Source organism: Streptomyces armeniacus (genome assembly GCF_003355155.1).
GTDB lineage: Bacteria > Actinomycetota > Actinomycetes > Streptomycetales > Streptomycetaceae > Streptomyces > Streptomyces armeniacus.
Genome location: NZ_CP031320.1, coordinates 6,060,614 through 6,079,877 on the forward strand (window position 1 = coordinate 6,060,614; position 19,264 = coordinate 6,079,877).

The following is a 19,264-nucleotide window of genomic DNA, read 5'->3' on the forward strand; positions in this document are numbered from 1 at the left end:
GGCGGGACGGGGATCAGCCGCGGGTCAGGGCTTGGGCCGGGGGTGTGCGGAGCGCCTTGCGGGTCGGGAACTCCATCGCGGCGAACGCGATCCCCGCCACCGTCGCCGCCACCGCCGGCAGCAGCCAGACCGGGCCCGCCGGCAGCGGGCGGCCCAGGAAGCCGATGCCCAGCAGGGCGAGCGGCACGGCCGACAGCAGCAGCCCTGTGGCCAGCGCGAGGCCACCGACCAGCGTCGACTCCTTCCGCATCATCGCCCGTATCTGCGCCGGCGTGGCGCCGATCAGCTGGAGTGCGGCGATCTCGTGGCGGCGTGCGGTCGTCGTGGCGATGAGTTTGTTGGCGATGCCGAGGAGGATGTAGCCGAGGAGTACGGCGAGCACCGCGATGTTGATCCACAGTTCCGGCGGTGTCCCGCCCGGCGCGTCCCAGGAGTCGTCCAGGGCGAGGCCCGGACGGGACTGGGCGAGGGCGGCGAGGCCGCGTTGGGCCTCGTCGGAGCCGTCGGTGCGGATCAGCAGGTCCTGGTCGAGGCCCGTGGTGGTGTGGCCCGCGGCCAGGTCGCGGGAGAGCGCCACGGGGCCGAGGCCGAGGCCGCGCGCGTACGTCGCGACGAGCCGCGCGTCCACCTGCGCGCCGTCGCCGAGGATCACGCTGACGCGCTCGCCGACGGACGCGTTGTGCTGGTCCGCGGTGCCCTGGTCCATGGCAACGGTGGCGCCGGTCAGGTCGCCGAGGTCCCCGGAGCGTACGTCGAGGTCGAGCACCTCGGGCGCGCCGGGGGTGAGGATGAGTGCCGAGCCGTTGCCGGTCTCCGGCTCGCCCAGCATCTCGTACGTCCACAGCACCGTGGTCGCGCTGACCGGTTCCGCGGCCGTCACGCCGGGGGTGTCCCGTACGGCGGCGGGCAGGTCGGCGGGGAGCCCGCCGAGCGCGGGGGCGCTCAGGCTGAACTCGGCGCGGTTGGCGGCCTCGGCGTCCTCGTCCGTGGCCGCGAGGACGGTGGTCTGGGTCAGGGTGTAGGTGAGGGTGAAGACCACGGCCATGGCGAGGGTGGTGACGGCGCCGGCGACGCGCAGCGCGTACCCGTGGCTGTTGGCGACGGCCAGCCAGGTCGGCGCCGACACCTTCGCGGGCAGCCTGCGAGCCAGCGTACGGGCGATGCGGCGGACCAGGTCGGGGCCTGCGAGGGCGAGGCCGATCACGGCCACGAGGCCGGAGACCGCGGTGACCGCCGCACCGGCCTGCGAGCGTGCCAGCAAGGGCCCGCCGGACAGTACGGTCGCGGCGGCGATGAGCAGCATGCCGGCGAATCCGCGGCCTCTGGAGGGCGTACGGGGTTCGCTGTGCGACTCGGAGACCGCTTCCGTGGCGGGCATCCGCGACGTACGCCACGAGGAGCACCAGGCCGACACCCACACGACGCCGGTCAGCAGCAGCGCCGCGGCGACGGCGGGGAGCGGGCTGAACGTCAGCGGCAGCGAGTCGGGCAGCATCCCTGCCCAGACGAGGAGTTCACGGAACCGTTCGGCCAGCAGATAGCCGAGGAGGGCGCCCGGCACCAGCGTCACCAGGGTCACGAGGGCCGCCTGTGCGGCGGCGAGGCGGCGTACCTGCCGCGGTACGGCGCCGACCGCGCGCATCAGAGCGAGGTCACGGCGCTGCGCGGCGACGGACACGGCGAGGGCGCCGCCCACGATGAAGCCGACGACGAGCACGGTGACGCCGGCGAGCGAACTCGCCATCAGCGGCAGGACGTTACGCGCCGCCATCGCGTCGGGTGCCTCGACGTCGCCGCGCGAGGCGCCGGTGGACACGGTCAGCCCGTCCTCCCGCGCGATCTTCCGGGCCTGTTCGGCGACGGAGCCGCGGGCGTCCGGTTCGGTACGGAGTGCCACGAGGTCGACTGCGTCCGCGAGTTCGCCCTGGCCGGCGAGGCGACGTGCGGTGGTGTCGGCGAAGTAGACGCCGCGGTCGGAGCCGGCGACGACGGCGGACACCCGGTAGTCGGCGGGCTGTCCGGCGGCGACGACCGTGAGCCGGCCGCCGGGCCTGACCCCGGCGGCCTCCGCGGTGGCCTCGTCGACGGCGACCTCGTCGCGGCCCGACGGGGCCGTGCCGGACACGTCCGCGCCGTCCAGCAGGGCGACCGAGGACCAGCCGTGTCCGGCGGTCCCGGGCTCGCCGGCGGCGACGGGCCGGCCGCGCCCGTCGACCGGGGCGGCGGGGAAGCTCAGGTCGCCGACGGCGGCCGTGACGCCGGGCAGCCGTCCCAGCCGTCCGGTCAACTCGCCTGGCACCCGCGCCCGTTCGGGCAGCGCGAACGGCAGGGGGCCGGGAGGCCGGTACGTCTGGTCTGCCGAGACGACGACATCGGCCCGCGCCAGCCGGTCGACGGGCGCGTGCGAGCGCAGCCCCGACTCGGCCAGCACGCCGACGGCGGTGAGCACGGCCGCGCCGCCGAGCGTCGCGCACGCGACGGCGACGAGCGCGGCGATCCGGTGGCGCGCCATGCGCAACGCCAGGTAGAGCACGGCCTACTCCGTTTCCAGGGTGGTGATGCGGTGCGCCAGCTCCGCGGCCGTAGGGGACTCGAGGGTGTCGACCACCCGGCCGTCGGCCATGACCAGCGCCCGGTCCGACCGCGAGGCGGCGGCGGGGTCGTGGGTGACCATCACCACCGTCTGGCCGAGGCCGGCGACCAGGTCGCGGAGCAGCCCGAGTACCTCGCGGGCCGTACGCAGGTCCAGCGCGCCGGTCGGCTCGTCGGCGAACACGACGGCGGGCCGGGACACCAGCGCGCGGGCGATGGCGGCGCGCTGCTGCTGCCCGCCGGAGAGTTCGGCGGGGCGGTGCGTCAGCCGGCCCTCCAGGCCGACCCGTTCGACGAGCAGCCGCAGCCAGTCGTGGTCCGGGCGCTTGCCCGCGAGCCGCAGCGGCAGGGTGATGTTGTCGGCGATGCTGAGCGACGGCACGAGGTTGTAGGACTGGAACACGAACCCGACGCGGTCGCGGCGCAGTTCGGTGCGGTGGGTCTCGCTCAGCCTGCTGATGGCGGTGCCGTCGATGTGGACGGTGCCCTCGGTCGGCGCGTCCAGCCCGGCCGCGCAGTGCATCAGCGTGCTCTTGCCTGAGCCGGACGGGCCCATCACGGCGGTGAACGTGCCGGGGCGTACGGCGAGGGACACGTCGTCGAGGGCGGTGACGCCGCCTGGGTAGGTCTTGGTGACGTTCTCCAGCGCGACGGCGTGCGCCTGCCGGGACGTGCCGGGAGGGCCGTACTCGGCGGCGGTCCTCATCCGCGCCGGTTCCGGTAGTGGTGGACGACGAGCGCGGTGGCGCAGGCCAGGGTCAGCAGCCCGCACCCGATGCCGGCCGGCACGCTGGCGCCGGTGCCGGAGAGCAGCGCGTTGGCGGCGGCGCTGATCACCAGTCCGGTCCACAGCACCGGCCGCAGCATCCCGCGCTGCGGGTCCGTGCCGGGGCCGTCCGGACCGCCGCCGTCCGGGCCGCCGGGGGTGCCCGGCGCACCAGATCCGGGCATATCGGGAAAACGGTAGGGGTCCGACACGGCGTCTCCTCGTCCGGTGGGCCGCTTGACGGAGCATCACGCTACGAGCGGCGGCCTCCCCGTACGATCCCGCCAGCCGGTCAGCCGTGGTACAGCAGGCTGTACTCCCCGGTCCGCGGCCTGACAGGCGCGGCGCCGGTGCCATATCGTCGCCGGACCGGGGAGGGGTCCGGGACGAACGGGGGTCCGGACGAACGGGGGTCCGGGACGAACGGGGGAGCAGCGGATGCAGGCCGACAAGGCCGGTACGGCCGGCCTGAGGCGGGCCGTCGAACGTGACCTGCGGGCCCGGGGCCGCGCGACGCTCGACGGGCTCGAGCACATCGTCGGCGGCCTCGGCACCGCCATCCTGGCCGTGGTCGTGCTGCTCTGGATGATCGGCGTCGCGCTCGCCTGCCTCGTCGGCGTGGGGCTGTTCCTGGTGCCGACCACGGCGCGCGCGGTGCGGGCCGTGGCCAACCGGGAGCGCGCCCGGCTGTCCCGCTGGGGGCCGGTGGAGCTCATCGGGCCGGGTCCGGTGCCGTACGGGCCCCGCGCGGTCCTGGCGGACCGGTCCGTACGGCGTGAACTGGGCTGGGTGGCCACGCACGGCACCTTCGGGCTGCTCGTCGGCCTGCTGGGCGCGACGCTGCCGTTCTGGGCGGTGCGCGACATCACGTACCCGCTGTACTGGCAGCTGCTGCCCAAGGGCGAGGCCAGTGCGGCACCGGAGTTCTGGGCCGTGCACGACTGGTACGGCGTGTTCGCCGTCGTGCTCGTGGGCCTCGGCTGGATCGCCGTCCTCATCGGGCTCGGGCCCTCGCTGGCGCGGCTCCAGGCGTGGCCGGGCCGCCGCCTGCTGCCCGCCGCCCGTGACACCGACCTGTCGCTGCGGGTCGCGGAGCTCACCGCGACCCGCGCCGCCGCCCTCGACGCGCACGCGACCGAACTGCGGCGCATCGAACGGTCGCTGCACGACGGTACGCAGAACCGGCTCGTCGCCGTCTCCGTGCTGCTCGGCGCCGCCCGCCGCGCCCTGGCCCGCGACCCGGCCGGCGCCGACGCCGTGCTGGAGCGCGCCCAGGACGCCGCCGAACAGGCCCTGGCCGAGCTGCGTACCGTCGTACGCGGCATCCTGCCGCCCGTCCTCGCCGACCGCGGACTGGCCGGGGCGATCGCGGGGCTCGCCGCGAACTGCGGGGTGCCCTGCCGCGCGGACGTCGACGTACCGGGCCGGTGCGCCGCCTCCGTCGAGGCCACCACCTACTTCGCGGTGGCCGAGGCGCTCACCAACATCTCCCGGCACAGCGGTGCCCGGCACGCCGGCGTGACCGTACGCAGGCAGGGCGACCGGCTCCTGCTGCGCATCGACGACGACGGCGACGGCGGCGCCGACGAGAAACTCGGCTCCGGACTCACGGGAGTCCGGCGCCGCATCGAGGCGCACGACGGGCGCCTCGTCCTGACCAGCCCACCCGGTGGGCCGACCACACTCCAGGTGGAGTTGCCATGCGGATCGTGATCGCCGAGGACGACCCTCTGCTGCGGGAGGGCGTCGCGCTGCTGCTGCGCGCGGAGTCCCTGGACGTGGTGGCGACCACCGACAGACCGGACGCCTTCCTCGCGGCCGTCGAGGAACACCGGCCCGACGTCGCCATCGTGGACGTACGGATGCCGCCGACGCACACCGACGAGGGCATCGTCGCGGCCGTCGAGGCCCGCCGGCGACGGCCCGGCCTGGCCGTGCTGGTGCTGTCCGCGTACGTCGAGCAGGCCTTCGCCACCGAACTCCTCTCCGGCGGCGCCAACCGGCTCGGCTACATGCTGAAGGAACGGGTGGGCCGCGTCGAGCAGTTCCTCGACGCGCTGCACCGGGTGGCGGACGGCGGCACGGCCATCGACCCGGAGGTCGTCGCGCAGCTGCTCACGCGTACGCGCGAGGACTCCGCGCTGGAACGGCTCAGCCCGCGGGAGCGGGAGGTACTCGCGATGATGGCCGAGGGCCTGGGCAACACCACCATCGCGGAACGCCTCGTCGTCACGGACGGCGCCGTGCACAAGCACATCCGCAAGATCTTCGCGAAGCTCGACCTGGCCCCCACGGACCGCGTGGACCGCCGTGTCACGGCCGTCCTGCGCTACCTGGACGACACGCGCCGCGACTGAGGCGCCGTACCGGACCGAGGCCCGTACCAGCCGAGTTCCCGGGCCGCCAGCCGCCCGAGCGCGCCGCCGACGGCCTCCTCGCCGGGGCCGAGGTAGAGGCGCACGTGCCCGTGCGGGTCGCGGGGCGCGAGGCCCGGCGTGCTCATGTGCCCCTCGCCGAGTAGCACCCCGGCGGGCAGCAGGCAGTGCCGCCGGTAGTCGCCGTCCGGGTGCCCTGCGGCGGCGTACCAGGGCGGCACGCGCAGCAGCAGGTAGGCGGCGCAACTGCCCGCGACGTACGCGTCGTCCGGGCAGCGCAGCTCCTCGCGCAGCCGCCGTACGGCCTCCGCGCGGGCCGCCGCGTACCGGGCCCGCTGCGCGGCCAGGTGCGCGGCGCTGGCCTCGTCCCGCAGCCAGGCGGCCATCGCGGCCTGGAGCGGCACGGCGGTGGCGTACGTGTGCTGCGGCAGCAGCCGCCCGAACAGCGCCTCCAGGGTGTCCGGGGCGCCGGTGACGGCCCCGATGCCCCAGCCGTTGCAGCCGAACTGCCTGCCCAGGCTGCGTACCGCCAGCCAGCGCGGACGCCGCTGCGGGGCGAGGGCGGCGAGCCCGCTACTCCTCGTTCGCCTCCGGGCGCTTGAGCCCGGCGTCGACACTCCTCGACACTGCGCTCGCTCGCCCCTCGCTCGCTTGGTCTCGTCACTTTCGACACCGGCGCACCCTTTGGCTCACGAGGGGAACCAGCAGGATGCGGAGGGTGGGTGTGGGGGAGGTCCCGGGGTCGTGCACGGCGTAGTAGGCGTCGTCGACGAGCAGCGCGGCGTCGTACGCGAGGGCGGCCCGCACCATCGCGCGTACGGCCGCGGCCTCCCCGTCGGCACCGGTGGGATTGTGCTGCGCGTTGAGGATGAGGAGCACGGGCCCGGAGGTGTCCCGGCGGGCCTTCAGCAGCAGTTCCTCGACGTCCCGCGGGTCCGGCTGGTAGCCGCGTCCCGGGGAGACCTCGAAGTGCCGCATGTCGTAGCCGAGCGCGGAGTAGACGCCGGGGTAGTCCCAGCCGGGGGAGGAGCACACGGCGACGGGGCGGGACGCGGCGGCGTCCTGTTCCTCCAGCAGCAGCCGCCCGTAGTGGTACATGCTGCTGCGCGTGCTGTGCTGGGACACGGCGACGTCGTAGTCCGCGCCGGGCCCCGCGGGCGGCAGGCCGTGGTCGGCGGGTATGTAGTCGCGCAGCACGCTCTGGAGGGCGGGGAGCCCGTACGGCGTGAGCAGGTATCCGTGGCTGTGCGGGGGGACTTCGCCGAGCGCGGCGACCAGCCCGGGCGCCGCCGAGTGCCAGGTCTCGCCGAGGCTGAGATAGCTGACTCCGGCCGGATCGTGGCCGAGTGCCGCGTAGCGGCGGAGGAGTTCCGCGTCGCCGTACGGGTTGGGCAGCTGCCCGTCCCCGATGATGTCCTCTCCCGGATGCATGCCGCTGGGTCCTTACGTCGTCACGTCGTCTTGGGACTGCTGCGCCCCACTACCCGGGCGGGGCCCCGCGCCATCCGGTGGTTGCCGGGGCGGCAACCGGGGCGGGCCGTGGCATGAGCGAGCCCCGGCCCGCCGGGATCGAACCGGCGGGGCGGGGCTGCTGGTCGGCGGGCGGTCAGCGGGTCGCGCCGTCCGGGGCGGGGTTGTCGAGGGTGAGGGCGGTGCACCGCACGCCGCCGCCTCCCTTGCGCAGTTCGGTGGTGTCCAACTCCTCCACCGCGAGGCCGCGTTCGCGCAGCTCCGCCGCGAGCCGCGGGGCGCCGCGGGTCATCGTCACCGTGCTGCCGTCGCTGATCAGGTTGAGCGCGAACGCGCGGGCGTCCTCCGCGCACACCTCGACGAGCTCCAGTCCCAGCCCGCGCAGCCGGCCGGCGCTGGCCGGGTCCAGCGCCTCCGGGTGGTACGCGACGGTGTGCTCGTCGATGACGGCGACTGCCAGGTCGAGGTCGTACCACTCCTCGCTCACCGTCCGCAGCGGCACCACCTCGTGGCCGTACAGGTCGCCGAGGAAGCCGTGCATCCGCCGGTCCGTACGCCGCCCGTACCCGGCGAGCAGGAACCGTCCGCAGGCCAGCGCGTCGCCCTGGCCGCTGAAGTCGTAGGGCGGGTCGAAGACGTCGAACTCGTTCTCCTTGAGCCAGGAGCGGAAGTACGGGATCTCCGCCTGCCGCATGGCGGGCGGGTCGCCGAGCACGGCGCGGCCGTCGCAGACGAAGGCGCCGTTGGCCGTGTAGACCATGTCGGGGCACTCGGGCGCCGACTCCATGTGGCGCACGGTGCGGCCGGCTGCCAGGTGTGCGGCCGCTATCGCCTTGTGCTCGGCGGCGGCCAGCGCGGCGTCCGGCTGACACCCCGTGTCCATATAGGGGTTGATCTCATAGATGATCCGGAAATGGGCAGCGTCGGACATCATCACGTCGCGGTTCATGAAGGCTCTCCCTGAAGGCGGGTGGGGATGCTGCTTCGGCCCGGTGGCCGCTGGCGGACCTCAGCGAACGGAGAGTTCCCTCGCCCGTGTCCGGTCGTTCTCCGCGCCGGCGGCGGCCGGCTCGGCTTCCTCGAGCGTCCGGCGGGCGGCTCTGTCGAGCGTTGCCAGGACCCACTTGTTGAGGTCCACGCCGGCCTGTTCCGCGGCACGGCGCCAATGCGACAGCCGGTTTCCCGGAACGGGCAGCCGCTGGATCTCCGACTCCGGCTTTCCGTCCGGGTCCTTCTCGCCCTGGGCGTCGCGAATGGAGTTCCTGAGCTGCTTCGTGCTCCAGTTCTGCTGCTCCGCCCGGTCGAGCCACCATTCCTGTTCCGGCACCGGAAGGGAAGCGACCTCGGCGTGGTGCTGGAAACTCAGCTGCGGTCTGCGCCGGTGCAGCTCGAAACGCCGGGAAACCCAGGCGTAGTTGCGCAGTGTCTGATACTGCAGACCGGCCGCGCGGACCCCGCGTTGATAGCGGTCCGCGAAATGGTCCTTTCCGTAGACCAGCCAGTCGCCGAGCCACCAGACCGAGGAATTGATGAGCCCCGATATCTGGAGGCCGGCGCGCTGCCAGTCCTCGAAGGTCAGTTCAGCCGGCATCTGCAGGCCCACCCCCGTGGTGAGCACCTGGCTGCGCCCGGGGTGCCGGGCGCTTGCGGCTCGCCGCTGCTCGGGCAGCAGCGGGAGCGGCTTCTTGGGCCGCGTGTCTTTCGCAACCTGCGTTTCCGTTGCCGCGTCCATTGAACCCCTCGTTTGTGGTGAACGGACGTTCAGTGCTCGTTCTGGCCTGGAATGACAAATTCCGCTATGAGCTCTCTGGCAGCGACCGGCCGTGAACCGCCGGAGACCCCGCCAGCGGTCGTGTGCAGACTGGTGCACCTGGCAGGGACGAAGCGCCCGGGGCGCCGGTCGGAAAGCTGCCGTGTTCGGTCGCGCTAAGCCGTGAAGATCGTCTGTGCGGTGAAGTGACCGCCGACGAACAGAACGTAACGCAGATTGAGCCAGAACGGCACCACTATGGTGCCCTTGGCGCCTGGCTGTCCTGCTGACGGGACAGTCAGGAATCGGTGAGTAGTGAATCAAGAACAGTGTGTAATAAGTGGAATCCAAGAGACCGCTTACTGCTGTCTCTGCCGTCCCCGGCAAAGAAGAATTAGACTGCGCTATAGCAGCGCCACCAGCGGCTTCTTCATCGAGTGGCGTCACGCAGGGTCATGACGGTGCGGTCAGGTGACACCGTTGTGCCATAATGAAGCCATGGAAATGCGGCCGTATGTTGACGAGCTCTGCCACGAGTTCATGGTTGCCGCCGGAGGAGGCGGCGAGGACGCCCGTGTGCTCGCGGAGCGGCTCATCGGGCCGCTCGAGTCGGCCACGCGTCTCACGCTGCTGAAGGCCCTCTCGGCCGCGGCCGACGAGATCACCCGCGACCTGGCGCCCGGCTCCGTCGACGTCCGACTGCGCGGCCTCGAGCCGCACTTCGTCGTCACGCTGCCGCCGTCCGACGAGTCGTACGACGACGAGGACGAGCACGGCTACGAGTTCGTCTCCGAGAGCGCGCAGGCCGCGCGCCAGCCCGAGTCCGCCGCCGAGAGCAGCGGCACCGCGCGCATCAACTTCCGGCCGCCGGAGCACCTCAAGCTCCTGATCGACGAGGCCGCCAGCAAGCAGGGCCTCTCCGTGAACGCGTGGCTCGTCCGCGCCTGCAACGCCGTCCTGGCGTCCGAGAGCCGGCGCATCGACCGCCGCGCCCCGCGCGGCGAGCAGCGCTACTCCGGCTGGGTCCGCTGACCCGGCGTCCACCCGTCATGGACACTCATCGTCCCGCGAGCGGGGACGTACAGCGCCCCCATCAGGAGAGGGCCATGCCCGCTTTCGACACCCCCGAGCCGATCTCCGTCACGATCGAACTCCCCGTCGGTGACGTGCGGATCATCGCCAGCGACCGTGCCGACACCACCGTCACGGTGGCGCCGACCGACGCGGACCGCGACTCGGACGTCAAGGCGGCCGAGCGGGTGCGCGTCGACTACTCGGGGGGACGGCTGCTGGTCAAGGCCCCCAAGCAGTATCTGCGGTTCGGCGAGAGCGGTTCGGCCGACGTGCACATCGAGCTGCCGACCGGATCACAGCTGCGCGGCACCGTCACCTCCGCCGCGCTGCGCTGCGAAGGCCGCCTCGGCGCCTGCCGGTTCAAGTCCGGCATGGGCGACATCGAGCTGGCCGAGACGGACGCACTCCATGTGGAAGCGGGCATAAGCGACGTCGTCGCCGAACGGGTCAACGGGCACGCCGAGGTCGTCCTGGGCAGCGGCTCCGCCCGGCTGGTCGAGGTCGTGGGCTCGGTGGTGGCGAAGAACACCAACGGCGACATCTGGGTCGGCCTCGCGCACGACGACGCGTGGCTGACCGCGGGCAACGGCCCCATCTCCGTCGACCAGGCCGAGTCCTCCGTCGTCGCCAAGGCCGCCAACGGCAGCATTCGGGTCGGCGGCATCGTGCGCGGCTCCACCAGCGTCGAAACGGGCGTCGGCGAGCTGGAGTTGGGCATCCGCGCGGGCACGGCGGCGCGCCTCGACGTCCGTACGCGGCGGGGCTCCGTACGCAACGGGCTCACGTCCGCCGAGGGACCCGAGGCCGCCGAGGAGACGGCCCAGGTGCGGGCGCGTACGTCGCTCGGGGACATCGTCATCCGGCGCGCCTGAACCGCCGGTTCGGCGGCACCGCGTCGCGGGGACACTCCCCGCGACGCTCTTTTGCGTGACATCCTCCGGGCGGAGTTGCCGTCCCGGCGGAGTACGTACTCACGGCACCCGTGGCGGTGCCCGTTACGCTCCTGCCACCAGCCGATTTCAGGTGTGCCGGGCGCATGCTGTCCTGCCGACAGGACACCTGGCGGCACCCGTTTGCGGTCCCTTTTCTCGGCGCCGCACTTCAGGCTTCCGAATCTCCGCCGCGCCGCGTTACGGTGACATTCGCTCAGGCATTGATTACGGCAGCAAGGCCGTCGCCCCATCTCTCTGACCGCCGGGCGCCTTCTGTAATTCCTGTGCTTTCCCTGTATTTCGCTCAACCCATCGCGGAGGAGAAATGGGAACAGGTACGCGCGGATCCAGCGCGGGGCTGGTCGCGGAGAGTTCCGCGCTCTGGCGCGCCCGGCGCACCCATTGCGGTCACCGGCTGATCTGCTTTCCGCACGCGGGTGGCGGCGCCAGTGCGTACGCCGACTGGGCATTCGGACTGCCCGACGGCATCGAGGTGACGGCCGTTCAGCTGCCGGGCCGGCAGAACCGCGTCGACGAGGACTTCCCCACCCGGGTGCCGCCGCTGGTCCGCTCCATGACGCAGGCCCTGCGACCCCTGCTGACCGGGCCGTTCTCCTTCTTCGGGCACTCCTGCGGCGCGCTGCTGGCCCACGCGGTGGCGCAGGCACTGCGGGCCCGCGGACTTCCGCAGCCCGCCCATCTGTTCCTCTCCGCGCAGGCCGCGCCCGAGGAGATCGGCAAGGGACCGAAGATGCACGAGCTGTCGGCCGCGGAATTCCGCGCGGCGGTGCTGCGGCTCGGCGGATTCGAGGCGGAGATCGCCGACGACGAGGACGCCATGGAGGCCCTGCTGCCCAGCGTTCTCGCCGATTTCCGGCTCTGGGAACAGCACCGCATCAGCCCCGTTCCCCGGGTGGACAGTCCGATCACCGCGATGGTCGGCATGGACGACAGCCGGGTCTCGGTGGAGAGTGTGCAGGGCTGGCGCACGTACACCAGCGCACGTTTCGAGACCCTGGTTTATCCCGGCGGTCACTTCTACTTCTCCGACGAGCAGACCAGTGCGGAGCTCTACGAATTCCTCGGCCGGACCCTGCTGGCCTGACGGCCTGCCCAGAAGACACCTGAGGTGGTTCCTTTGCGTTCCTTTGACGTTGGTATTTCGCCCTCCGCTTTCGGCGAGTTGAACGACACCGGCGCCGGGATTTCAGGCTCGATCCCGGAGTTGTTCGGTGCGCGGGTGGCCGCGGTGCCGGATGAGGTGGCGGTGGTGTGCGGTGGGGCGTCGTTGACGTATGGGGAGTTGGGGGCGTGGTCGGACCGGCTTGCGGCGGTGTTGGTGTTCATTTACACCTCGCGCATCGTCCGAAGCGTCAGATGTGTATGAGGCACAGTGTCTTGCTGCGAGCCGCCGCCACGGTGGTTCGCCGGGCGCGGCACGGCCGGTTGACACCTTGGCCCGCGGGGGACGGGTTGCCGGGGGGAGAGTCGCTGCCCATGCGGCGGACCTTACCCTGCCACCAGGCATGTACGGCCACCCTGTCTGGCCGGTCGGCCGCGCACTCGGCGATGCCGGTCTCAGCCGCCACGCAGCTGCTGCGTGGCGAGCACGCGCACGGAATCCAGCCCGTCCGGCGCTTGAGGACGAACCGCAGCGGCCAACGCCAAAGCCAAGTCACCCTGCTTCGCCGAGCACACGCGCATCGCGGCCGACGGCCGTCCTCGAACGCCGGACAGGCTGGGGAGTGGCCGCTTCCCACCACCCGAAGTGCAGGCGCAGCTGCTGAAAGGGCCCCGGATGGCGCAGACCAGATGGTGGGCCCGCCCCCCGCGGGCCAAGGTGACAACCGGCGCTTCCGCGCCCGGCGCACCACCGTGGCGGCGGCCCGAGGAAAGACCCGGCGGCGAGGGAGAACGCGATGTCCCAGAATTCCGACCCCAGGCCCGCCGAACCACTGGTCGCGGCCCAGAACAACGCCGTCCGCTCCCGCTACCCCTTCGACGACACCCGCGATCTCGACGACGCCCGCCGCGGCTTCCTCGGTACGGCGCAGGAGCCGGTGATCCGGGGGGCCGACGGCGGTGTCGTGTGGAACCTGGAGGCGTACGGGTTCCTCGCCGGGGACTGTCCCGGCACCGCCAATCCCAGCCTGTGGCGCCAGAGCAGGCTGGCGGCCCGGCACGGGCTGTTCGAGGTCGTGGAGGGCATCTACCAGGTCCGCGGCTTCGACCTGTCCAATATGACGGTGGTCGAGGGCGAGCGCGGCATCCTGGTCGTCGATCCGCTGCTGTCCGCCGAGCCCGCCGCCGCGGCGCTCGCGCTGTACCGCGCCCACCGCGGCGACCGTCCCGTCACCGGCGTCCTGTACACGCACAGCCACGCCGACCACTTCGGCGGCGTACGCGGAGTGGTCACCGAGGACGAGGTCGCGGCCGGAGTCCCCGTCCTCGCTCCCCGCGGTTTCCTGGAGCACGCCGTCAGCGAGAACATCTACGCCGGTACGGCCATGGCCCGCCGCGCCGCCTACATGTACGGGGCGGCGCTGGCCAAGGGCCCGCGGGGGCAGATCGGCGCGGGCCTGGGCCAGACGACGTCGACGGGGTCCGTCGGCCTCATTCCGCCGACCGCCGACATCTCCCGTACCGGCCAGACCGAGACCGTGGACGGCATCGGCATGGTGTTCCAGCTGACCCCCGGCACCGAGGCACCGGCGGAGCTCAACATCCACTTCCCCGGCCACGCGGCCCTGTGCATGGCGGAGAACGCGACCCACAACCTGCACAACCTCCTCACCCTGCGCGGTGCGGAGGTCCGCGACCCGCACGAGTGGGCGCGGTATCTGACCGAGGCCATCGCGCTGTTCGGGGACTCCTCCGACGTGGCCTTCGCCTCGCACCACTGGCCGGTCTGGGGCCGCGAGCGGATGGTGGCGTACCTGTCCGAGCAGCGCGACCTGTACGCGTACCTGCACGACCAGACGGTGCGCATGCTCAACGAGGGCATGACGGCGCTGGAGATCGCCGAACGCATGGAGCTGCCCCCGGCCCTGGAACGGGCCTGGCACACGCACGGCTACTACGGCTCCGTCAGCCACAACACCAAGGCCGTCTACCAGAAGTACATGGGCTGGTTCGACGGCAACCCCGCGCACCTGTGGGAGCACCCGCCCGTCGAGGCCGCGCGCCGGTACGTGGACTTCATGGGCGGCGCCGACGAGGTCGTACGCCGTGCCCGCGCCTCGTACGACAGCGGGGACTTCCGCTGGGTCGCCCAGGTCGTCCACCACGTGCTGTTCGCCCAGCCCGACCACGCGGAGGCGCGCGCCCTGCAGGCGGACGCCCTGGAACAGCTCGGCTACGGCTGCGAGAACGGTCCCTGGCGCAACTTCTACCTGATGGGCGCCTACGAGCTGCGGCACGGCTCCGTCGGCACCCCGACCGTCACCGCGTCCCCCGACCTGATGAGCGCGCTGACGCTGGAGCAGTTGTTCGACGCACTCGCGATCCGCGTGGACGGGCCGCGCAGCTGGGACGCCGACATCATGGTCCGCTGGCACATCCGCGGCGGCGAACGCCGTCCGGGCCGGGGCCCGGACACGGTCACGGTGCGGCTGCGGAACGGGGTGCTCACCCACGTCGCGGGCGGCGGTGACGCGGCGGGCGACGGTGACGCGGTGGGAGGCGCGCCGGACGTCGAGGTCACGCTCGACGAGCCGGACCTGCGGGCGGTCCTGCTGGGCCGTACGGCGCCCGGCGAGCCGTTGCCGCCGGAAGTCCGCGACCGCGCGGAGGTCACGGGGGACGCGTCGAAACTGGCGGAACTCTTCGGCTGTCTCAGTGCGCCGGATCCGGACTTCGCGATCGTCACGCCATGACGGCCGGGCCGGACGGCCCAATCAAGCCCGACCGGCGATTAGGACAGACCGGAGCGGCCACCGCATCAAGCCCGTCCAGCGATTGAGGACAGACCGGGGCGGCCACCGCCGGAGCCAAGGCACCGTGCCTGGCCGAGCACACGCGCATCGTGGCCGAGGGCCGTCCTCAAACGCCGGACGGGCTGGGGAGTGGGGGCGCCGGCGTCCTCAAACGCCGGACGGGCTGGGAACCTACGCGCGGCGGGTGCGGTGGGTGGTGCGGCGGCGGCGGAGGCGGTTGACGGTCACCGGGTCGTGGGCCAGCGCGCGTGGATCGTCCAGCAGGGCGTTCAGAAGCTGGTAGTAGCGGGTCGGGGAGAGGCCGAGCCGCTCCCGTATCGCGCGCTCCTTCGTGCCGGGCCCGGACCACCCGCGGCGTTCCACCGCGAGGATCGCCCTGTCCCGTTCGGACAGCTCCCCGTCCGTGGTGCCTTCCCGGTCCTCCTCAGCCATGTCTCCACGCTACCGGCCCCCTCCGACACCCCGGCCCGGCCCGGACAGGCCCGGCCCGGAACCGTACGCGCCGCCCGCCAACGGCACCGCCCGCTAGCGCCCGCCGCCCGCCGACTCCTCCGCCTCGGCCGTCTGCTGGAGGGCACCGAGTACGTTCGCCGGTTCGCCGTTCTCCGCGACCGCGCGGCCGATCTTCCGCTTGATCTCCGCGCTGACCTTCCCCCAGGACACCTTGCCCACCGGGTAGAACTCGGCCCTGGGCAGCTGGTCGAGGAACTTGCGCAGCTTCTTCTGCGAGCCGTCGGACCGCATCCGCGCGGAGGCGGAGGTGGTGACGGGCAGCAGGTCGTAGCGGCTGACGAAGTCGTAGTGGCGGTCCACGTCGAAGGCGTACGCGAGGAACTTGCCGGCGGCCTCCCCGTGCCCGTTCTGCTTGAAGGCCATGGCCCAGTCGGCGACGCCCATGGTGGAGGAGGCGGGTCCGTTCTTGCCGGGCAGCACCGCGGTGCCGTACTCGACGTGCTTGCGGTCGGCCTGCTGCATCAGCGTGGGGTGGCCGTTGAGCATGCCGACCTCGCCGCGGCCGAAGGCGTCGAAGAGGTCCTGCCGGTTGGTGTCGGCGGGGGCGGCGTCGCCGGTGAGGCCGGCGCCGACGAGGCTGTCCCGCAGCCACTCGAAGGTGGCGATGTTCTCGGGGGAGTCGAGGACGTAGCTGTCGCCGTTGTCGGTGTAGCCGCCGCCTCCGCTGAGGAGCCACATCATGGTTTCGGCGGGTGCCTCCTCGGGCCCGAGCGGCAGCCCGTACGGGATGCGCACGTCGGCGGCCTTCAGGGCGCGCGCGGCCTTCCTGAGCTCGGCCCAGCTGCCGGGCGGTTCCTCGGGGTCGAGTCCGGCGCGGGCGAAGAGGGCCTTGTTGTAGAAGAGCAGCCGGGTGCTGGAGACGAACGGCAGCCCGTACTGCATGCGGTTCACCTCGCCCGCCTCGGCGAGCGAGGGGAGGTAGTCGGCCTGTACGGGTATGGGGAGGAGTTCGCCGACGCTGTAGAGGCGGCCGCGGGCGGCGTAGTCGGCGTACGAGCCGATCTGCGCGATGTCGGGCGGCGTGCCGTCGGCGACCATGGCGGCGACCTTCTTGTCGACCTCGTTCCAGCTGAGGACGGAGACGTCGACCGCGATGTCCGGGTGCTGCTTCTCGAACGAGCGGGCGAGGCCGTCCCAGTACGCCTGGGAGCCGTTGTCGCCTCCGGGGTCGCCGTAGTCGGCGGCGACGAGCTTCAGCGTGACGCCGTCACCGGAACCCGTACCGCCGCTGCACGCCGAGGCCGTCAGGCCCGCGGCTCCCGCCATGCCCGTGGCCGCCAGGCCCAGGAACCGACGCCGCTGCACCGCGTTCCCCCCTTCCGGGTGTCTTCCGCGGACCGGGCGGTCTCCCGCGCCGCCCGGTCCCGTGCTCTTCGCTGTCCGTTCCGGTGCGGGGCCCACCCCATCGGCCCTGTGCTCAACAGAGCCCGAGTGTCCTCCGCTCGCCCTCTAAGGTCTACACCACTGTCGGTATCGCTTCGGCATCGAGGGGTCGTACTCCGCTCTGACCAGGCATGACGCTGGAGTGAACGGCGGACGGCGCGAATCCGAACCGCCCGGACTGAAAGCGGAGATCGTCATTCCGACGAGAAAGATCACGCAAGTGGACTAGACCTTTTTGCGGTCCGCGCGCGAGACTGTGCCCTGTGAGTCCCTACGTCATCGCCCTCGACGTGGGCGGCACCGGCATGAAGGCCGCACTCATCGGTCCCGCCCCGGAGCACCGCCCGCTGTACGAGGCACGCCGCAGCACGCCCCGCGAGCAGGGCCCGGACGCCGTCGTGGAGTCCGTGCTCGCCTTCGCGGCCGAACTGCGCGCGTACGGCGTCGAGCAGTACGGCACCGAGCCGGTCGCCGCGGGCGTGTGCCTGCCCGGGATCATCGACGAGGCCGCCGGGGTCGCCTTGTTCGCCGCCAACCTCGGCTGGCGCGACGTACCGCTGCGGCAGCTGCTCAGCGAACGGCTCAACGGCGATCCGGCGGCGGACGCCGCGGCCCCAAACGCCGCGGACACTGCGTACGCCGCGGACACCCCGTACGCAGAGGCCACCCCGTCCGCAGAGGCCACCCCGGAACGCGCCCGCATCCCCGTCGTCCTCAGCCACGACGTCCGTACGGGCGGCCTCGCCGAAGGCCGGATCGGCGCGGGCAAGGGCGTCGACCGGTTCCTCTTCGTCCCGCTCGGCACCGGCATCGCCGGCGCCATCGGCATCGACGGCAAGGTCGAACCCGGCGCGCACGGCGGCGCCGGCGAGATCGGCCACATCGTCGTACGCGCCGACGGCCCCCTCTGCGGCTGCGGACAGCGCGGCTGCATGGAGACGCTGTGCTCCGCCGCCGCCGTCGGCCGCGCCTGGTCCGAGGCGTGCGGCGACCCGCAGGCGACGGCCGCGGACGCCGCCAAGGCCGTCGAGTCCGGCGACCCGCGCGCCGCCGCCGTGTGGAACAGCGCGATCGACGCGCTCGCGGCCGGGCTCGTCACCGGCCTCACGCTGCTCGACCCGCGCACGCTGATCATCGGCGGCGGCCTGGCCGAGGCGGGCGAGACGCTGTTCGCGCCGCTGCGCGAGGCCGTACGCGAGCGGGCGACGTTCCAACGACTCCCCACGATCGTCCCGGCCGCCCTCGGGGACGCAGCCGGCTGCCTGGGCGCGGGACTTCTCGCCTGGGACCAACACTCCGCGGAGGTTTCGAGCCGATGACGGCGATGACACAGCGCAAGGTGCTGACCGGGGCACGGGTGGTGCTCCCGTCCGGCGTGGCCGAGGACGCCCGGGTGGCCGTCGAGGGCCGTACGCTCGCCGTCCCCGACCCCGCCGAACCGGCCACGCACGAGCTGTCCGGGCACTGGATCGTGCCCGGCTTCGTGGACATGCACCTGCACGGCGGCGGCGGCGCGTCGTTCTCGGCCGGCACCGCCGAAGAAGCGCTGAAGGTCATCGAGGCACACCGGCGGCACGGCAGCACCACGATGGTCGCCTCCACCGTGACCGGCGAACTGGACGACCTGGCCCAGCAGGCCGGCGTACTCAGCGAACTCGTCGAACAGGGCGACCTTGCCGGCATCCACTTCGAGGGCCCGTTCATCGCACCCGGGCGCTGCGGCGCGCACGACCCGACGCTGCTGCGCGACCCCGACCCGGCGGACGTACGGAAGCTGCTCGACGCCGCGCGCGGCGCGGCCCGCATGATGACGCTCGCCCCCGAACTGCGCGGTGGCCTCGACTCCGTACGCCTGCTGGCCGACAGCGGCGTCATCGCGGCGGTCGGCCACACCGACGCGACGTACGAGGCGACGCGGCAGGCGGTCGACGCGGGCGCGACGGTCGCCACGCACCTGTTCAACGCGATGCCGGGGCTGGGCCACCGCGTGCCCGGACCGATCGCGGCGCTGCTGGAGGACGAGCGGATCACGGTCGAGCTGATCAACGACGGCACCCATCTGCATCCGGCCGTCCTGGAGATGGCGTTCCGTCACGCGGGCGCGGACCGGGTGGCGTTCATCACGGACGCGATGGGCGCGGCAGCCGTCGGCGACGGCGTGTACCCGCTGGGGCCGCTGAAGGTGGAGGTCCTGGACGGAGTGGCCCGGGTCGTCGAGACCGGCTCGATCGCCGGCTCGACGTGCACCCTGGACCAGGCGTTCCGGCGGGCGGTGACCGTGGACGGGCTGCCGGTCGCGGACGCGGTGCGCGCCCTGTCGTGGAACCCGGCGCGGCTGCTGGGCGTCGCCGACCGGGTGGGCAGCCTGGAGCCGGGCAAGGACGCCGACCTGGTGGTGCTGGACAGCGGGTTCGCGGCGGTGGGCGTGATGCGCAAGGGGGAGTGGATCGTCCAGCCGGGGTGACGGCCGCGGT

The 19,264-nt window shown here is 72.8% G+C and carries 18 protein-coding genes; 9 read left to right on the plus strand and 9 right to left on the minus strand.

Annotation, left to right across the window (positions count from 1 at the left end):
* Positions 1 to 13: 13 nt before the first annotated feature.
* The 3 genes from DVA86_RS26270 to DVA86_RS26280 are packed head-to-tail and all read right to left on the minus strand — an operon-like array spanning position 14 to position 3,543.
* Positions 14 to 2,533 (minus strand): ABC transporter permease, encoded by a 2,520-nt coding sequence (locus tag DVA86_RS26270; protein ID WP_208881959.1) that lies wholly within the window; start codon positions 2,531 to 2,533, stop codon positions 14 to 16.
* 3 nt (positions 2,534 to 2,536) lie between these two features.
* A complete protein-coding gene (locus DVA86_RS26275; protein WP_208881961.1) occupies positions 2,537 to 3,298 on the minus strand; it encodes an ABC transporter ATP-binding protein in 762 nt (253 codons plus the stop codon).
* Positions 3,295 to 3,543, minus strand: a complete 249-nt coding sequence (locus DVA86_RS26280; RefSeq protein WP_208885629.1) for a hypothetical protein — start codon at positions 3,541 to 3,543, stop codon at positions 3,295 to 3,297. Before DVA86_RS26280 ends, DVA86_RS26275 begins: the two co-directional genes overlap by 4 nt.
* A 253-nt stretch (positions 3,544 to 3,796) precedes the next feature.
* Between DVA86_RS26280 and DVA86_RS26285 the strand changes: the two genes are divergently transcribed.
* Positions 3,797 to 5,071, plus strand: coding sequence for a sensor histidine kinase (locus tag DVA86_RS26285; protein WP_208881963.1), 1,275 nt, complete (start codon positions 3,797 to 3,799; stop codon positions 5,069 to 5,071).
* On the plus strand, positions 5,059 to 5,715 hold the full coding sequence (locus DVA86_RS26290) for a response regulator transcription factor (protein WP_208881965.1): 657 nt from the start codon (positions 5,059 to 5,061) through the stop codon (positions 5,713 to 5,715). Before DVA86_RS26285 ends, DVA86_RS26290 begins: the two co-directional genes overlap by 13 nt.
* Here DVA86_RS26290 and DVA86_RS26295 read toward each other — a convergent pair.
* From DVA86_RS26295 to DVA86_RS26310, 4 genes are all read right to left on the minus strand, one after another.
* Positions 5,688 to 6,350, minus strand: a complete 663-nt coding sequence (locus DVA86_RS26295) for an aminotransferase class I/II-fold pyridoxal phosphate-dependent enzyme (protein WP_208881966.1) — start codon at positions 6,348 to 6,350, stop codon at positions 5,688 to 5,690. The genes DVA86_RS26290 and DVA86_RS26295 overlap by 28 nt on opposite strands.
* 43 nt (positions 6,351 to 6,393) lie before the next feature.
* Positions 6,394 to 7,164, minus strand: a complete 771-nt coding sequence (locus DVA86_RS26300) for an aminotransferase class I/II-fold pyridoxal phosphate-dependent enzyme (RefSeq protein WP_208881968.1) — start codon at positions 7,162 to 7,164, stop codon at positions 6,394 to 6,396.
* Between the two features lie 175 nt (positions 7,165 to 7,339).
* Positions 7,340 to 8,152: a dimethylarginine dimethylaminohydrolase family protein gene (locus tag DVA86_RS26305; protein WP_208881970.1), complete on the minus strand. Its 813-nt coding sequence runs from the start codon at positions 8,150 to 8,152 to the stop codon at positions 7,340 to 7,342.
* 60 nt (positions 8,153 to 8,212) lie between these two features.
* Entirely contained in the window at positions 8,213 to 8,935 is a 723-nt protein-coding gene (locus DVA86_RS26310; protein ID WP_208881972.1) for an LmbU family transcriptional regulator, read from the minus strand.
* 516 nt (positions 8,936 to 9,451) lie between these two features.
* Here DVA86_RS26310 and DVA86_RS26315 point away from each other — a divergent pair.
* The 5 genes from DVA86_RS26315 (at position 9,452) to DVA86_RS26335 (ending at position 14,834) form a co-directional block, all read left to right on the plus strand.
* Positions 9,452 to 9,985, plus strand: coding sequence for a hypothetical protein (locus tag DVA86_RS26315; protein ID WP_208881974.1), 534 nt, complete (start codon positions 9,452 to 9,454; stop codon positions 9,983 to 9,985).
* Between the two features lie 74 nt (positions 9,986 to 10,059).
* Positions 10,060 to 10,899, plus strand: a complete 840-nt coding sequence (locus tag DVA86_RS26320; RefSeq protein WP_208881975.1) for a DUF4097 family beta strand repeat-containing protein — start codon at positions 10,060 to 10,062, stop codon at positions 10,897 to 10,899.
* 385 nt (positions 10,900 to 11,284) lie between these two features.
* Positions 11,285 to 12,064, plus strand: coding sequence for a thioesterase II family protein (locus DVA86_RS26325; protein WP_208881977.1), 780 nt, complete (start codon positions 11,285 to 11,287; stop codon positions 12,062 to 12,064).
* A gap of 33 nt (positions 12,065 to 12,097) precedes the next feature.
* A complete protein-coding gene (locus tag DVA86_RS26330; protein WP_208881978.1) occupies positions 12,098 to 12,346 on the plus strand; it encodes a hypothetical protein in 249 nt (82 codons plus the stop codon).
* A gap of 532 nt (positions 12,347 to 12,878) precedes the next feature.
* Positions 12,879 to 14,834 carry an alkyl/aryl-sulfatase gene (locus tag DVA86_RS26335; protein ID WP_208881980.1) on the plus strand — a complete coding sequence of 652 codons (1,956 nt, stop codon included), beginning with the start codon at positions 12,879 to 12,881 and terminating at the stop codon, positions 14,832 to 14,834.
* Between the two features lie 231 nt (positions 14,835 to 15,065).
* Here DVA86_RS26335 and DVA86_RS26340 read toward each other — a convergent pair whose 3' ends face one another.
* Both DVA86_RS26340 and DVA86_RS26345 read right to left on the minus strand, forming a co-directional pair.
* Positions 15,066 to 15,326 (minus strand): DUF3263 domain-containing protein, encoded by a 261-nt coding sequence (locus DVA86_RS26340; protein WP_208881981.1) that lies wholly within the window; start codon positions 15,324 to 15,326, stop codon positions 15,066 to 15,068.
* 93 nt (positions 15,327 to 15,419) lie between these two features.
* Complete coding sequence (locus DVA86_RS26345) at positions 15,420 to 16,712, minus strand: extracellular solute-binding protein (protein ID WP_208881983.1); 1,293 nt, start codon at positions 16,710 to 16,712, stop codon at positions 15,420 to 15,422.
* Between the two features lie 383 nt (positions 16,713 to 17,095).
* On the opposite strand from DVA86_RS26345, the gene DVA86_RS26350 reads away from it, so the two are divergent.
* The gene (locus tag DVA86_RS26350; RefSeq protein ID WP_208885190.1) at positions 17,096 to 18,109 is read left to right on the plus strand and encodes an ROK family protein; all 1,014 of its coding nucleotides are present in this window, start codon (positions 17,096 to 17,098) and stop codon (positions 18,107 to 18,109) included.
* Positions 18,110 to 18,114: 5 nt separating this feature from the next.
* A complete protein-coding gene (nagA, locus tag DVA86_RS26355) occupies positions 18,115 to 19,254 on the plus strand; it encodes an N-acetylglucosamine-6-phosphate deacetylase (protein ID WP_208885189.1) in 1,140 nt (379 codons plus the stop codon).
* The last annotated feature ends 10 nt before the right edge of the window (positions 19,255 to 19,264 follow it).